This is a genomic window from Marininema mesophilum (genome assembly GCF_900106775.1).
GTDB classification, from domain to species: Bacteria; Bacillota; Bacilli; order Thermoactinomycetales; family DSM-45169; genus Marininema; species Marininema mesophilum.
In genome coordinates this window covers 107082-123487 of the sequence record NZ_FNNQ01000012.1, presented here as the reverse complement: position 1 = coordinate 123487, position 16406 = coordinate 107082, and the positions used below count along the sequence as shown (strand labels likewise).

The window sequence follows — 16406 nt, the reverse complement described above, 5'->3', positions numbered from 1 at the left end:
AAAAATTCGGCGACCTTTCCCCCGTGGAATACCGAGAAAAGATCGCCGCTTAATAAGGTTCTTTTTCTATTGTCTACTTGACGGGGTCAATACCAGGTTGTTAACCCGAAGGGCTACTTTTTTAATGTTGATACATCAGTTCCTGTTCGATCCCCATCTCCTGCAATTTCTCCCACAATGGTGCCATCGCCTCATCAGGATTACGATAAAACTGACTTCCACGGATTCTCCAGAAGGTCCAGCCTGCCCGCTCCAAGGTTTTCTGGCGGATCATATCATACTCCCATGTATCCATCCCGTGCCACTGATCGCCATCACATTCTACTGCTAATCGAGTAAACTCACCCTCGATGACTAGATCAATGCAATACCGTTCATGACCTACTTGTACTTGAGGCCTTACACGATAACCCTTTGCCATCACCATTTCTAGAACATCACGCTCCAAATCCGATTCACAGCGGGATGGGTTATCCTCTCTTTTCTCTTGAACAAGCTTGGGATCTAGGCAATATTTTAGAAGGGTATGACGGAAATCCTTTGGATGTAGTTGCGCTAAGTCCACAGAATGATACAGCCGAAGCTGGTTACGTGCACGGCTGACCGCCACATTGAGCCGTTGCCTTGCGTCTACCTTGGTTAATGGCATATACCGAACATTATCAGCGATAACCATCGACAGAAAGATGATATCCCGTTCATCTCCTTGGAAGGTGTAAGCATCGCCGCATTGGATTTTCCGCTTGACCATCTCTTCTTCCCCGATGGTCTCTCGCAGTTTCTGTTCAATGAGAGGGGCCTGCTTCTGGCCAAGAAGGGTGATTACTCCCATACTTTGACCCTTGAACACAGGGTCCTCCACCATCCGAGCTATATCCGCTACTATCGCCTCTGCTTCCATCCTATTTATTTCCACAAGGGGATCGCGTCGTCCCTGAATTCGCTGTGCAAGAACTGGGGGGCTCATTTGTTCATGGATCGTCGGTATACGCAGTGGAACAATCTCCCCATGATAACTAAGTTCATTGGAAAACTGGACAATCTCTGGCACACTACGAAAATGCTCTCTTAGCATCAGATGTCCACCAAAAACACGTATGGCAATATCGTATAACGAAGTCAGCGTATCTAGGCTAGAGGATTGGGGGAGCCCCTCTAAATAATCCGTCATTAAAGCGCGGACCACTTCTTGGTTCGTGCCTATAGATTGAGGACTGATCTGCTGATCATCTCCAACCACTACCGCTCTATCTGCGCGCATCAATGCAGCTAAAAAGAATAAGTCACACTGACTACTCTCATCGACGATCACCACATCAAAACGTTCGTTGGTGAGGCTTAGATTTTCAATGACTCGATGAATGGGCATAACCCATACAGGAATAGCGGATTGGCATTGCTCCATCTCCTCTCTCGCTTCCCGGCGATACTTATCCGCATACTTCCCTGTCCCTTTTCCAATACGTTTGATTTTCTGCTTCCACGCATGAAGAGAGCGACGCTCCTGTTCAGTAATGCGAAGAAGCTGTTCCCGCCATGCGGAATCTGCGACGATCTCTTGAATCACTCGACGCTCCATTTTCTCTGCTTCATGAATATCCCTTTGAATTTGGGCCGGATCGAGTTCGTGGATCTGCTTCAATTGTGTATGGACCCGCTTCCAATGCCATGCTTCCTTCCACCGCTCTGGATAAGGGCCCGGATTCCCTAACCGCTCCAATATGCGACGCGTCCAGATCGGAGCCGCTTCTTCCAATGGACGAATCATCCTCGTCAACTCATTGAACCGATCCTGAATATCGATCAAGCGCTCCGCTTCACCGTGTGCCTCATACCACTCTTCCACATCACAACTTCTCCATGCTTCTGCCAATAGGTCACATATCGGGTGAGAGCCAATGGTTCTAGAGAGTGCTAACCAAGCTTCCGCTTCCTTTTCGTAAGCGTTTAGCCACTCCTTCCAGCGGTAATCACGTAACGCCGCACCCGCAGCATTGGCCCATTCCTCGAGCAATCCAGGATTGCTCCAGGAATACGAACGTGTCGCAAATTTTTGCTCTACCCATTCCCGTAATGGAGTGAGTGAATCTGCAAAGCCCCTGGCTTTTTCAATCAACCTTCGATGATCATCCAACTGAGGGATAAGGCGTATCTCATCCACATGAAGAGTTGGTCCATCCACTTCATTGACGACCATGTTCCACTTGTGCACCAAGCGTTCCCTTTTTTCTCGATAAGTCACCAAATCCTGTAGGAGTTCGATATCCTCAGGGGTACGGATTCCCCTTCCATCTACTAGGGTCTCATCTAGAAGATATCGGAGCTTGCGGCCAGACGTCATAAAATACATCTTTCCTAGACCTTTACCTGAAGTCAACCGCCCCCTTATCGACTTTAAATCCTCTTTTAATTCAACCAGGGGTATATCTGGTAACTCCAACGCATGCTCTGCCAAACGGTCATATAGGGTAGCAAGCTCACTTACCCCTCCCTGGATAGAAACAACTAGATCTGACCAGACCCGTTGACGCTCCCCTCCAGCCAGTGCATCTTCTACCACACCACGAAGCCATAAGGTTTCTAACATCCCTTTTTGCTGTAGCACAGGATCCAATAACTTGGAAAAACCTCGACACTCCACCTGATCCCGAAGCACCGGGTAACGATTGAGTAGCCCTTGGGATATCTCCGCCTTCCGTTTTAGCTCCTCCCCCTCTTTCAAACGCTCCTCAAAGATGGCAGGGGAAAGTAACTTCTCTTTCTCAGGTAAACGATAGCGAGCTACTTCAGGTGCCTCTCGCGGAAGTGTTGCCGCTAGGCGCCACAATCGAGCAAGATCAGCATCTTTGATCGGTGGATTCCCTGTCACCTCGTCAGGAAACCATCCATCTTTCTTTTCTTCAGCAGTTAATAGGCGAGCAGCATCCATTGGCTTCCATTGCTCGCCTTTCCACTCAATCGGCTCGTGATTGCGACTAGCGGAACGATGTAATTCGGCTTTCCCCTTTGCCATTCGATCTCGTAGGGTGCGTAGTTTCTGACGATTGCGCTGAATTTGTTCTGCCAATCGATTTGTATCCACGGAATCCATCTGCTGGGAAATCGATTCGATGGATGCCTCCACTTCTCGTAACGATTGCGAATCTCCGCCGAGCACAGAAACACACAGGCTCCGGATTTCCGCTGGAATCTTATCTGCAAGGACGCGCAGGGCTGGCTCTTTTTGACTGGTGACCAGCACTTTTTTCCCATGGGCCAATAGGTGGGAGATAAGATTGGCGATCGTATGACTCTTCCCTGTACCCGGCGGACCTTGTACCACTACCCCATGTCTTTGAGATAATTTCCGGACGACTCCCCGCTGCTCTTCGTTCGTTGGCAAAGGAAAGTAAAGTTCCTCTGCAATAGGAGCCCACGCCTCCTGTTCCTCATCGTTTGGGTGGATTACCTCTGTTTGCAACAAGGATTGAATCGGTACAGGTACTGTTAACCCATCATCCAACGCTTGAATGGTCCGGTTAAACTCCTCAATCCACAACTTTCCAATACGTTTGCGAATAAACCAGACCGGACGATCCAGGATCACAGGGTGTTCCGTACCCTTTACTAGCGTACTCTCTGGCTGAAACTTCCCTTCGGGGTGTAATGAGCAAGCAATCTCCTGATACAAAAGATGAGCTTCAGACTCATCCCTTGGATCAACGGACGCCTTTGCTTGACCCTGATTGATTTGCGAGAGGAGCTCCTTTTCATGGGGTAGGTCAAGGCCTTGTAGAAGGTCAACATCCACCCGTGTTTCTTTTTGAGTTGGCTTTAAGATGAAGCTCGCTTTGCTTGCATCATAGAAAATCTCTAGCGGCGTAACCAATAATGGATGAGCAATAGACTCTTTGGGATGATCCCATCTCAACAACCCATGTCCCAAGGAAACCTCATAGACTTCGTCCCCACGTTCCAACTGATTATGTATAGAATAGAGCTTATCGTAGATTCCCTGAATCGCTCTGCGTCTCTTGGACTCCTGTGACCATTCTTTCCAATGGCTGAGCCAATCAGCGTAGGCAGAGACGCGCGCGCTATCTTCTTCAAATCGAACCTTTTTAACATTCGTTGCTCCCTCTATCTGATCCGTAACCTCCATCTCTTCATAAACTTGCGGGAGAGTTGATTCGGTAGTAGGATCTCCCTTTAACCACTGGATAAAAAGTGGATCGGTTTCAGGAATCTTCTCAATCTCAAGCCACCCCACCTCCATCCAGGCCTCCGTATCGCTTCCCTTACCAAAAAGCCAGCACCCCTCCCCCTGGGGTAAATCATCGAGATATCGGTATTCTTCATAATTTTTTATATGGCGAATGGATCGATGCTCCATTTGTTTAATAGCAAGAAGATAGTTAAAAAGTTGTTGAGGGTTAGCAGTCACGTACATCATCCTTTCTCCAACGTTTCACTGGGTGATTGCTCCATCCAACCTCTTCGACAAAGATGAACAAAAATCCCCTGGCTAAACTCCACTCTAAGGAAGAGAGAATTCTCTCCTCTAACCTGCAAAAACAAACTGGAATCCTTCACTATATCTCACCTTTCAAAGGCTTCATCTAGAAAAATAATTCCAAATTTTAAAGCAATTGTCCCACTAGAACCTCTCTTCACACACATCTTCCCTATCAAATACCCGATGAATCGATAATCAATCAAGCATCTCATCCTAAACACAAAAAGCAAAGAATCCTCACGACTATTGAGGATTCTTTGCTTTTCAAATCTTTGGTACCAAAGGTGGGAATCGAACCCACACTCCCGAAGGAACACGATTTTGAGTCGTGCGCGTCTGCCAGTTCCGCCACTTTGGCTCGTTAGGCCAGTCCAAAAAGGATTTCTCAGTCCGTTAGGATGTGTACTATTCGCAACGTAACGGACTATTCGGTTTTCAAGAATCACCAGCGTACGATCATCTGTCGTTCACTTCTTGAATAGTGCGCAACTGACAAGAAACAATATAGCACGAATCGACAATTAAAGTCAACGATTTAAATTGTCGATTCGTGCTATATTGTTATCGATGTTTGCGGAATGCTATTTCATGGACTGGGAACGCATTGGATAAATAAGCTGATCTATATACCTTTTATAGCTGAGAGGGTAAAATGTACATATTGACACCTTTATTATAAATACTTATAGTAATATCCATATTTACTTTTCATCTCTTGTATTTTCTTCAGCGTATTGGTTGTTAGATCAATTAATTTTGTGTTTGCAAAATAAAAATTAAATTATGTCCCACACCATTTCTCCCCCTCGCCTGGGGGGGCGCCCTTTATCGCCATGTACTCGCCACCAACGCGCTAATACATCGCAATTCAGCAACTTATATTTAATCGTTTTAATTAATAATGATTGAATGTTGTTCAAACTCCACTCATATCAACGTCGCGGCATTTGGAAGAGTATGCCACGTATCTTCGGTGACCTCCTACTCACAAAATCGACCATATGCGCCATTCATTGCCTCTAGAAACACCTTAACGTCTTCTTTGATATATTCCCTAGAAACTAAACCTCTACATAATTAATATTTACACTTAAAAAATTTTTTACCATTATTATTAATTATTAAGTTATTACGAAAAATATGTTTGAAATTTCTATTTTTGTGTTATATAATGATTTGCTTTTAAAAAAATATCGGGAGATGATTGAATGAATTTTATTATTAGACATTCAATTGCCACCTATATTATAATTTTTATTATACGGAGCGACAGAAGTTATAGATGATATCCAAATTTCTCTATACGGAATGCTAACCTTAACTTTTTTGTATTCAGTACTATATAGCGCGATAGAGTATCTAGACCCTCTATGGAAGCGAAAAAGGAAAATAGATAGTACTAAGGAGATGAGCTCATGAAACCTATTGGTTCATTTATAGGGTTAATTATTATCATTATTTTAGCAATAATAGCAGTATATGAATACATAAAAAAAGGAGACTTATTACCGTAAAAACTATGACGACCAAGTAGCCAAAATACCCAACCAACTTCCGAAACCACCTTGCTCCCGTTCTGTCCCATTCAACATCTGTACTTCTTCGAAATTTGAGCGCAATGCGGGTGTAATAATACCCTGAGCTATTCTATCACCTTTACGAATGACATATGTCCCCTCTATTGTCTCCTTTAGTTCAATTCGTTCACCTTCTATTGTCAGTGCAAACTGGGACAATGGTAAATCACCATTTTCTTCTTTAGAAACAGTAGTATTCTCCAACATCACAAACACTGCTCCATGATAGTCACTGTCAATACCAACTCCGTTCGGTAAATCGAAGTGGGGTATTTATTGCGATTCCTGATCTCATGCGGATTTGCAGGTCTGGTCAATCGCTCTTTATAAATTTCTAACTCGGCAATCACGAAAAACGTATCACGAGCGATTTCCCAGTCGTCCATTAACTCCTCATCCACATACTTAGGGCTGACATCCATCGCTAAACTGTTACGTCTTCGTCCCACTTCTCAACACCTCCGGGATATAGTTCACTGTTGCCGTACAGACCCCGATGTAGATGCGCATACTATCAAAACGGGATTTCTCATCCTTCCAGAAGAGAAATTCCGCATTATGTATACAATTAATTATATACTTTTTGAACTTGGATTTTGAGTCGTGCGCGTCTGCCAGTTCCGCCACTCCAGATCTTATTTCTCCGATATATAGATTTCTTAACGTTGGCTTTGGTAAAATCTAAGCCGAAGGAAATGAAAGCGTTACAGATCTGTTTGGCACTCTGTAGTTATTTATGCTTTTTTCAGTGGAACACAGTGAAGAAGAACTTGAGAATAAAGTCCTAAACGTATGAAAGGATGATTAATATGCTGGATGAAAAAACAATTAGTATTGTTCAATCAACTGCTCCTGTTTTAAAGGAACATAGCAAAGAAATTGGAGAAAGATTTTATAAACTATTGTTTGAAAAGGCTCCTGATTTATATAATATCTTCAATCAAACCAACCAGAAAAGGGGCCTCCAACAAGAAGCTTTGGGATATGCAGTGTATGCAGCAGGAGAACATATTACAAATCTCGATGCAATCAAGCCAGTCATTGAGAGAATAGCTCAGAAACATCGAGCGATTGGAATAAAAGCGGAACAATACCCTGTGGTAGGCGAAACATTACTGCAAGCCGTAAAGGATGTATTGGGAGACACTGCTACTGATGAAATCATTGATGCTTGGGGCAAAGCATACGGATATATTGCGGATGCGTTTATAAACTTAGAAAAAAAGCTTTATGAAGAGACTGAACACCAACCTGGAGGATGGAAAGGATATAGAGATTTTTATGTAGATAAAAAGGTAAAAGAAAGCGAAGATGTTACTTCATTTTATTTAAAACCCAAAGATGAAAAAGTAATTGCTGCACACAAACCCGGACAGTATCTTACGATTAAGGCTGAAATTCCTGGTGAGAAATATACACATATTCGCCATTACAGTCTTTCTGAATCTCCAGGGAAAGATTATTATCGAATTAGTGTTAAACGAGAAGAACATCAGAACACCCCTGAGGGAATGATCTCAAATTATTTGCATATCCAGATTCAAAATGGAGATACGCTGCCCTTTTCTGCCCCGGCAGGAGACTTCGTACTGGATAACAACAGCACACCCGTTATCTTGATTAGTGGTGGCATTGGAATTACTCCTGTTATAAGTATGCTAAATGCAGTGGTGTCCGAGCAACCCAATCGCCAAGTGACATTTATACACGCAGCTCGGAATAGTCAGTACCACCCTTTTAAAGATGATGTAAAAAAGCTAGAAAACAATCATAAGAACTTAAAATCATTTGTTTGTTATGATTCCCCTACCACCGAAGATAAACAGGAAGGGAATTTTGATAAGGAAGGGTATATTGATCTGGATTTTCTAAAATCCAGTGTATCAACCAGGGATGCTGATTTTTATCTTTGTGGCTCTGTGCCATTTATGGAGGCCATTATTAAGTCCTTGAAGGAATGGGGAATACCTACGGAGCATATTCATTACGAATCATTTAGCCCAGTGGCTATTTTAGGGAAGGAATAACCTATCCAAAAAATATGTGCTAGGACTGAAAACCCCTATGCTAATAGCAGTTAGGGTTTTTTCAGTTGTAAGCAACAGGACAAGCATATACTGATAGTTGGAAACATGAAAACTTGACCCTTTTCTGGTTATGGATACAAAGCTATTCTCGTTCCTAATTATGTAGGGTTTTAGTTCGAATCTGTTCCTCTAATAGATGAATCAAAGTGGTGGCTTATATCTCCTCATATAGTTAGTGAATCCAGTATTTCTCGACCATAGAGATTCACATCTGTGATATCTAACCCAACAAAGTCCTCAAATTCTTCTCCCTTGAAATACAGCACAAGTCCATTCACCTGAACTGATTTCTTTGGTTTGATATCAGCTAGACGAAAAGAATATATTATACCCTTATCCGACTGATTTTTGGTATATATCTTTTTTACATTATTCATATCTCTAAATTTAAGAGCAGTAAAACCAAAAAATTCAATTCCTATCACTTTTCCGGATGCATCAAAATCTAAATTGAGGTCAGAATTCTCTTCTAATTCATCGGTATTTTTCACCTTGATATTTCGGTTATTAGATACTAAATGAACATATGCCAACTCTGCTTGATTATCATATGTTATTAAACTCTGTCAAAATGACAGGGGTACTTAATATGGGAAAGCCAATTGCTCAGATTCTAAACAAGGGGGATATCTATGTTTTACTACCTAATAGACTCACTGGGCTATGTCGATGATTCTCCACTCACCATACTAATACTTCTATTATAACTAAATATTTCCTTCATTACTTTCTTATCGATATGGAAACCGAATAACCCCAGTGTATGGGGCATGTCTAATTGGATTATTCTAATTGACTCCTGTTTTACATTATCCCTAATATAGCTAAAACGATTGGGCAGGAAATAATTATAATATACTTTGTTCTATTAATAATAACTTCAATAGTTTGTATGTTCGGCTTTATATACACTATTTTTTTAAAGAATAAATAACAACTAGTCTTCCAGCCTTCCCAAATCACATTATTAATCAATTAATCCCCTGCTTTCTATAGTTTTGCCTCCACTATAAATCACAATGTTCAGACAAATTAATTGCCAAAAATTGAAACATTAGAAAACCTTATTTGCCCTTGATATCCGCAAATGTAATGTTTATAATTACATTAATTTCGCACGACGTTACAGGAAAGTATTGTAGTGAATGTTGATTCCAAATAGGAGGATAATAATGATGAATCTGGACTGTGATTATACTTGGTAAAAAGAAGGCACATGAGGGCCAATAGTATTTTATTCCAATTTACTAAAATATCTTTTACTTGTAGATAATCGCACCTGCACTCGAAATATACTCCTCAAAGCATCAGACTCTAAAATATAAGTTCATATCGAAAGGTAGATAACCATGAAAACTCTTGTCATTGTTGCACACCCGAATTTAACACAGTCTAATGCAAATCGTATCTTAGTAGATGAATTAAAAAACCATCCAGAAATCGATATTCATTATTTGAATTGGGAAATAAACGTAAAAAAAGAGCAAGAATTACTAGAGAAATATGATCGCATCGTTTTACAATTCCCATTTTATTGGTATAGTGTGCCTGCTGTACTGAAGAAGTGGTTTGAAGAAATTTTAACACCGGGCTGGGCTTTTGGTGAGGGGGGAAATAAGCTTGCAGGAAAAGAATTTATCTCAACCATTACAACTGGCGGAAGCATGGAAGGATATCAAGCTGGGGCATATAATTGGCATACCATTAGCGAATATATTCTTCCTCTTCAAGCAACGATCACAAGGTGCCAAGGTATTTTCTTACCCTCATTTGTAATACATGGTACCAGAGATTTAACAAAACATGAGTTAAAAGAATACGCGCAACAGCATATCGATTATATAAAAAATTATAAATATGTTCCATTTCCCCATTGAAAAAATACTGGAAGATCAATAAGAAAAATACAGAAGTAATTGGATGATAACCCAGATAGAAAAGAGACCGATCATTTATCTGTCTCTTTCAGGGTTTGTCCACTATCCAATAGTCTAGAAGAGAAAAAAGGCTTTTTGAACCTTGGTAGGGAGTTTATAGATTTGAAAATAATAAAACGAACTCACTTATATATATTGGCGTTATTTTTCGCCGCTATTAATTTACGTATAGGAATCACATCGATCTCACCTATATTAGAGACCATTCGTGAGGACTTAAATATGAGCAACTTCACCGTTAGTTTCCTGACAGCTATACCTGTCTTTTGTATGGGTGTATTCGCTTTACTTACAGGTAAAGTGATCAGGCTATGGGGAGTGGAAAGGGCAATTGTCGCTTGTCTCATTCTAATTGGAGTCACAACATTTATGAGAGCTTTTACCTATTCAGTTTCCACATTGCTAACTAGTGCTCTATTTATCGGTATTGGGATTGGTCTTGCAAATCCATTGTTATCTGGATTTATTAAGGAGAGATTTCCTACTAAGATAGGTTTGATGGTTGGAGTAAATACGTTCGGAATGGTAGCAGGCGCTGCCTTAAGTGCAGGATTAACTATCCCTCTGCAACATGTATTAGAAGAGACTTGGAATACGGCACTCGCATCTTGGAGTGTGCTTACTATTGTTGCTCTTATTTTCTGGTATTTCGTGATAAACCAAGATAAGGGTACTGAAAAACACCACGGTAGAAAAAACGCCACGATATTGCCGTTAAAAAATAAGAAAGCATGGTTGTATACCGTCTTTTTTGGATTACAATCAGGTATTTATTATTCTTTTATCACTTGGTTTGCTCCAGCAATGCAAAGTTCAGGGGCAAGTAGCCAGCAAGCTGGAACACTTATTACCGTCTTAACTTTGATTCAAATGGTATCTAGCTTTTTAATACCAACCTTAGCGGATTATTATAAGAATCAAACATTTTGGTTATTAGGAAGTATATGTTTTGTACTATTAGGGTTGTCTTTTATGATTTACCCACTAGCTACACCATGGGTCTCTCCCGTTTTAATGGGAATTGGGCTTGGTGGTATATTTCCGTTATCCCTTATGTTTCCATTGAATGAAACAAAAACATCGGAAGATGCGAGTGCGTGGTCTGCGATGATGCAGTCAGGAGGATATATTATAGGTGGATTCATTCCTATTTTCGGAGGCATCATACGTGATTTTTCACACAGTCATCAACAGGTTTTTTTCATGATGGCACTTCTAAGCATTGTTTTGATATTTTTAACTTTACGTCCTTCCTTCTTGATACAAGATCACGATTGAAAACATCATTCTCCATTCATAGCTTACGAAGAGCTTCGTTATCGGTACATCTCATTGGTTTACTTTGGAATCCCTTCCTATAGGCAATGGAATGTATTTTGCACAATTGATTCGCGAACGAATAAATTGCACTGGATGATAATGAATATTATGTCAATGTGTGACTAAAACTCTCCATATCAAGGGAGGATATTATTAAAATTATAAGGAGGAACTGTTATGAAACCCCTTTTTACAACTGCTGTAACCTCTCAAGGTGGCCCAGAAGCTAAAATTGCCTCTAAAGATGGTGTAATCGATCTCGATGTACGTAAGGCAAAGGAAATGGGTGGCCCAGGTGGACATGCTACGAATGCAGAACAACTATTTGCAGCAGGCTTTGCCACTGACTTCAATACTTGTCTAGGTATAGTAATTCAAAAAGAGGGCGTAAATGCAGGATACCCTGAAGTTACTGCCAATGTCTCCATCGGTGAAAATAGCAAAGGTGGTTATAGTCTCGCCGCTAAATTGCAAGTCAAGATCCCCGATGTTGACCGTGAAACAGCGGAAAAGCTGGCTAAAGCTGCCGATCAAATATGCCCATACTCTAATGCCACGCGTGGAAATATAGAAGTAGAGCTTGAAGTAATTTGAGCACATAACTCCATAAGGACTAAAACCTATGTCTCAGAGCAGATACTCAGGTTTTAGTCTTTTTATTATTTTTAAGGTCGTCCCCTCTCAGAGGTCAAAAAAAGACCGATAAATCACCCATCCGTGTTTTTCGACTACAATTAAAATTATGAGATCGCTCTCCGTGGATCTAATTTTTGCATTTTATGGAATGTGAAAAAACAACGTATCATTAGTATAATAAAAACTGTGTGATCATCACTCTTGGGTAATATCGTACTTTAATTGTCAAATATCATAATATTATGATGAAATATTGGAGGTACTTTTTGAAAGCAAAAATCAATGCTAAGGCTATTTTAATCACTTTTATGATCGGGGCATTTTTCACTATATTGAATGAAACCTTGTTGAGTGTTGCCTTAACTAAGTTAATGGTTGTATTTAATGTTGATGCTACGACCATCCAATGGTTGACAACTGGATTTATGCTTGTGATGGGTATTTTAATGCCTATTTCAGCCGTATTCATTCAATGGTTCACAACAAGACAACTATTTATAGGCGTGATGACCGTTTTTTTACTGGGAACATTGATTGCTGCTTGTGCAGTAAACTTTCCCATGTTATTAGCCGGGCGTATGATACAAGCAGTCGGTACGGGATTATTGATCCCTATCGTTATGAATACTTTACTGCTTATTTATCGACCTGAAGTTCGTGGAAAAGCGATGGGGACATTTGGGTTGGTTATCATGTTTGCTCCTGCAATCGGGCCTACTCTATCAGGGGTAATCGTTGACCTGTTAGGCTGGCGATGGTTATTTATCATCGTTATTCCTTTTGCGATCTTTTCCATGCTATTTGCTTTGAGGTTCTTGCAGAACGTTGGAGAGGTCACACGTCCTCGTGTGGATATCCTATCGATCCTTTTATCAACAATCGGGATCGGCGGAACTATTTACGGATTTAGCAGTGCAGGAAAAGATCCGGAAGGGTTTATGTCCATCTCGAGCATTTCTGTTATTTTGATTGGTTTGATCAGCTTATTGTTATTCGTACTCCGTCAATTGAAGTTGGATGAACCTTTATTGGACGTCCGTGTATTCACCTATAAAAGTTATTCAAAAAGTATGAGTCTTTATGTCATTATCATTATGATAATGCTTGCTTCCGAGATTGTGTTGCCCATGTATTTACAAGGACCCCTTGGCTATTCTGCAAAAATCACCGGCTTATTGCTTCTACCCGGAGCGTTACTACACGGTCTGCTATCACCAGTTATGGGATCATTATTTGATAAGTTTGGACCCAGGAGGCTGTTCATCCCTGGAGCCTTCGTATTAGTAGGCGTGATGTTTTTCTTCAGTAACATTTCTCCTTCGTTGCCCATTTGGACGTTCATCATTGCCAATATCGCATTAATGATCTCTATTTCTGCAATAGCGATGCCAGCCGAAACCAATGCATTAAATGAATTGCCAAAGAATTTATATCCTCATGGGACAGCGATTGCGAATACATTACAACCGTTTGGAGGTGCATTAGGCGTTTCGGTATTAGTAAATATTATGAGTTATGGTAGGGAATCCTTCGGAGAAGGGAAATCAGAACCCGTTACTGAGAAGTTGGTGGATGAAGCAATGACGCATGGTGTACATTATGCCTATTGGTTTGCATTCGCCTTATGTAGCATCGCTTTCATTGTTGCACTATTTATCAAAAAATCAATTGCACCAGATTTTGACCAGAATTAAATATTTTCTCAACAGAAGGGGGCCAATTTCAGGCCTCTATTTGTTGAGAAACAAGGTTCATAGATCTCATCGAATGAATTTACATCCATAGGGAAAAATAGCTAGGGAATCTGAAGGAGGGAGTCCTTTGAGCAAGCGATCCTACTATGTGGCCATCCATTCTGGTGAAAGTGCAGGTGCTCTTCTTCAGGAGAAGGGTTCTTCTCGGTATGACTTCGAGATTGAAGCGACAGAGGAAGAAGCTCAGGAATTGAGCAGTCTACTTAGTAATCAAGCCAATAAGGATTTGGCTAGTTTTTGGAGCGCTCACACCCCCTATCTCCATGATCAACCTAGTCATGAAAACGGTGGCTATGATGAAACGTTAACCTCCATATATGAACATATCCACCGCCTCGGCACTCCAGAGACAAAACAACAGATCGAATCCATGAATATTTTAAAAAAGAATCGAGATTAGTTTAATTAAAAAACGATCCAGGTTAATAACACCTGGATCGTTTTTTAATTCTTCACCTTTTATTTTCTTACTTTTTCAATAGGTATTTTTCAATATCATCGAGTAGCAGATTTGCTGCTTCTACTCCACCTGCTGTGGTCCAGATGATATCATCTACTTTATATGCCCGTTTGTTCTTCACTGCATCCAGTTTCTTCCATTGACCATCTTGTGTCCACTCTTTTTCAATCTCGCTACCTTCTTTACCTTTACCTGTTTCTTGGTATGTGAAGTAGAAGAGAGCGTCCCCATCCATATCTGGAATCCGTTCCTTGGTAACTTCTTTTGCAAATTCATTTTTTTCTTGGGTTTTGGGTCGTTTGAGGCCCACTTGGTCCAAAATTACACCAGGGAAGGAATCTTTATAGTAAATACGAGTTTGACCAGGAAGGAAACGAACCACAGATACTTTCGTGTCTTGTTTGCCTTCTTTTTTCAGGTTGGCTTTGATGCTTTTTACTCGCTTATCAAAGTCAGAAATCACTTTTTTCCCTTCATCCTTCTTGCCCACAGCTGTAGTATACAGTTTCAAGTTGTCTTGCCAATCTCCACTTAGTTGCTCGGCAAAGACGGTAGGAGCAATAGCAGATAGTTGATTATATACTTTTTCTTGACGAATCTTGTTACCGATGATCAGGTCAGGTTTAAGAGCAGCGATTGCCTCAAGGTTTGGCTGTGATTCTAAACCTACATCCTTAACCCCTTTCATCTTCTTCTCCAAATGTGGGTACCAAGTACCACCACCAGAGAACGCACGTACAGCACCGACTGGTTTTACTCCAACGGAAAGTAGTGCTTCTAAACCTTCATTGGTCAGAACAACGACGCGTTTTGGTTTACCCTTAACCTTTGTCTCACCCATCGCGTGTTTGACAACGGTGGTTTTCCCTTTATTCTGGGACTCTTTATTCCCCACCTGTGCACCACAGCCTGCAGTTACAAGCAATGCTGCGGATAGGAGGCCGCTAATCATGAACCGTAGCTTGTTATGTATCGGTTTCCTAAACATGATGTTTCTCTCCCTATTATTGAGAATAATTATTGATAATGATTTTCAATATCATCGATATCATAGCGCTGATGGGTGAGCCTGTCAATGATTTCTTTTGGTTATTGAAAGGTCCAACTTTTTTGTTTCCGAAGTAAACCTTTCTCGACAGACTGTCCATTCACCTCAGCTAGTAATACCTCTACGGTTACGGTATACTTCCCTGCCTTCACAGCCCTACTTTTTAGCGAAGGTTCCCACTCAGCTGACCATCTCAAATGATCCCCTGGCTTTAGCAGTAAAATTGACTCTCCTTTATCCTTAGAGGATGGAGTTGGCCAACGATATACTATATTTCCATTTGGGTCAGTCACCGTCAATTTCGTCCGTTGACCAGAACCAAATATTAACTTAGTCTGCTCTTTCCCGCCATTTACAATTCCCCATTGAAACTGTGTAACCCCTCTTGTCTCCTTCACCTGCAGTCCCAAATCCAGTTGCACAGGATGGAATTGGTGGGAAGGAGCCTCTTTTTTATTGAAATACCCTCCCCAAATCAAAATCAGGACAGTTATCAATAAACCACCTGACCACCATGTAATCCACTGATATTCTTTCATGAGTAAGACCCCCTTACTTCATTGAATTCTGCGTAGTTCGGCCATTATGACGGGTTATCAACAGATCGACCTGGAGAAGTAAAAAATTTTCTAGGACCATTGCACAAAAAAAAGACGTAAAAGCCCGGAAGCTTTTACGTCTTTTTTCATTTCATCTCTTCAATTCGTCGGTACAACTTCTCCACAGGTAAGATCACCTGTTGAAAAGTTCCTTCGCCGACGAGAGCTTTATCATGCTCTGCTTTTACCTGACAGATAACACGACTTGCGCTAACCTCGATTACTTCCGCTGTAAAAGTAACGATCTTACCTAAGGGAGCTGGAGCACGATGGTGAAGCGTGATCGCACCACCTACTCCTTCCTCTCCTTCTTCTAAAAAGGGAAGAAGGATGTTGCGGCCCGTCCATTCCATGTAGTAAACCATGGTCACTGTAGATAAAACAGGGTGAATTTCTACTCCACCGAAGGAAGCCGTCATTTCAGAGGTGACAGTTACCTCCATCTGCTCTTGTCTTCCTGGTTGAAGTCCTTGTTTCATTGGACTCCTCCCTT

At 41.1% G+C, this 16406-nt stretch carries 13 protein-coding genes and 1 tRNA gene; 6 read left to right on the top strand and 8 right to left on the bottom strand.

Annotated features, from left to right (window positions below):
• Positions 1 to 121: 121 nt before the first annotated feature.
• The 4 genes from BLV90_RS12225 to BLV90_RS12210 all read right to left on the bottom strand — a co-directional run bounded on the left by BLV90_RS12225 (position 122) and on the right by BLV90_RS12210 (position 6521).
• Complete coding sequence (locus tag BLV90_RS12225; RefSeq protein ID WP_177168041.1) at positions 122 to 4429, bottom strand: AAA domain-containing protein; 4308 nt, start codon at positions 4427 to 4429, stop codon at positions 122 to 124.
• Positions 4430 to 4768: 339 nt separating this feature from the next.
• Positions 4769 to 4853: transfer RNA gene (locus BLV90_RS12220), tRNA-Leu, on the bottom strand.
• Positions 4854 to 6012: 1159 nt separating this feature from the next.
• A complete protein-coding gene (locus BLV90_RS12215; protein WP_091741369.1) occupies positions 6013 to 6279 on the bottom strand; it encodes a dCTP deaminase/dUTPase family protein in 267 nt (88 codons plus the stop codon).
• Complete coding sequence (locus BLV90_RS12210) at positions 6279 to 6521, bottom strand: hypothetical protein (protein ID WP_091741366.1); 243 nt, start codon at positions 6519 to 6521, stop codon at positions 6279 to 6281. The genes BLV90_RS12215 and BLV90_RS12210 overlap by 1 nt, the downstream gene beginning before the upstream one ends.
• Before the next feature lie 360 nt (positions 6522 to 6881).
• Between BLV90_RS12210 and hmpA the strand changes: the two genes are divergently transcribed.
• Positions 6882 to 8099 (top strand): NO-inducible flavohemoprotein, encoded by a 1218-nt coding sequence (gene hmpA / locus BLV90_RS12205; protein WP_091741363.1) that lies wholly within the window; start codon positions 6882 to 6884, stop codon positions 8097 to 8099.
• A 224-nt stretch (positions 8100 to 8323) separates the two neighbouring features.
• On the opposite strand, the gene BLV90_RS12200 is transcribed toward hmpA, so the two are convergent.
• Positions 8324 to 8716, bottom strand: coding sequence for a DUF2283 domain-containing protein (locus tag BLV90_RS12200; protein WP_091741360.1), 393 nt, complete (start codon positions 8714 to 8716; stop codon positions 8324 to 8326).
• A gap of 792 nt (positions 8717 to 9508) precedes the next feature.
• Between BLV90_RS12200 and BLV90_RS12195 the strand changes: the two genes are divergently transcribed.
• From BLV90_RS12195 to BLV90_RS12175, 5 genes are all read left to right on the top strand, one after another.
• Positions 9509 to 10036, top strand: coding sequence for an NAD(P)H-dependent oxidoreductase (locus BLV90_RS12195; protein WP_091741357.1), 528 nt, complete (start codon positions 9509 to 9511; stop codon positions 10034 to 10036).
• Positions 10037 to 10198: 162 nt separating this feature from the next.
• Positions 10199 to 11374 (top strand): MFS transporter, encoded by a 1176-nt coding sequence (locus tag BLV90_RS12190; protein WP_425433889.1) that lies wholly within the window; start codon positions 10199 to 10201, stop codon positions 11372 to 11374.
• 219 nt (positions 11375 to 11593) lie between these two features.
• Positions 11594 to 12010, top strand: coding sequence for an Ohr family peroxiredoxin (locus BLV90_RS12185; RefSeq protein WP_091741354.1), 417 nt, complete (start codon positions 11594 to 11596; stop codon positions 12008 to 12010).
• Between the two features lie 350 nt (positions 12011 to 12360).
• Positions 12361 to 13746: an MDR family MFS transporter gene (locus BLV90_RS12180; RefSeq protein ID WP_425433892.1), complete on the top strand. Its 1386-nt coding sequence runs from the start codon at positions 12361 to 12363 to the stop codon at positions 13744 to 13746.
• Between the two features lie 127 nt (positions 13747 to 13873).
• Positions 13874 to 14206, top strand: a complete 333-nt coding sequence (locus tag BLV90_RS12175; protein ID WP_091741349.1) for a hypothetical protein — start codon at positions 13874 to 13876, stop codon at positions 14204 to 14206.
• 67 nt (positions 14207 to 14273) lie between these two features.
• On the opposite strand, the gene BLV90_RS12170 is transcribed toward BLV90_RS12175, so the two are convergent.
• The 3 genes from BLV90_RS12170 to BLV90_RS12160 all read right to left on the bottom strand — a co-directional run bounded on the left by BLV90_RS12170 (position 14274) and on the right by BLV90_RS12160 (position 16392).
• Complete coding sequence (locus tag BLV90_RS12170) at positions 14274 to 15254, bottom strand: ABC transporter substrate-binding protein (RefSeq protein WP_091741346.1); 981 nt, start codon at positions 15252 to 15254, stop codon at positions 14274 to 14276.
• Positions 15255 to 15355: 101 nt separating this feature from the next.
• Entirely contained in the window at positions 15356 to 15853 is a 498-nt protein-coding gene (locus BLV90_RS12165) for a BsuPI-related putative proteinase inhibitor (protein ID WP_091741343.1), read from the bottom strand.
• Between the two features lie 146 nt (positions 15854 to 15999).
• Positions 16000 to 16392, bottom strand: a complete 393-nt coding sequence (locus tag BLV90_RS12160; protein ID WP_091741340.1) for a thioesterase family protein — start codon at positions 16390 to 16392, stop codon at positions 16000 to 16002.
• Between the last annotated feature and the right edge of the window lie 14 nt (positions 16393 to 16406).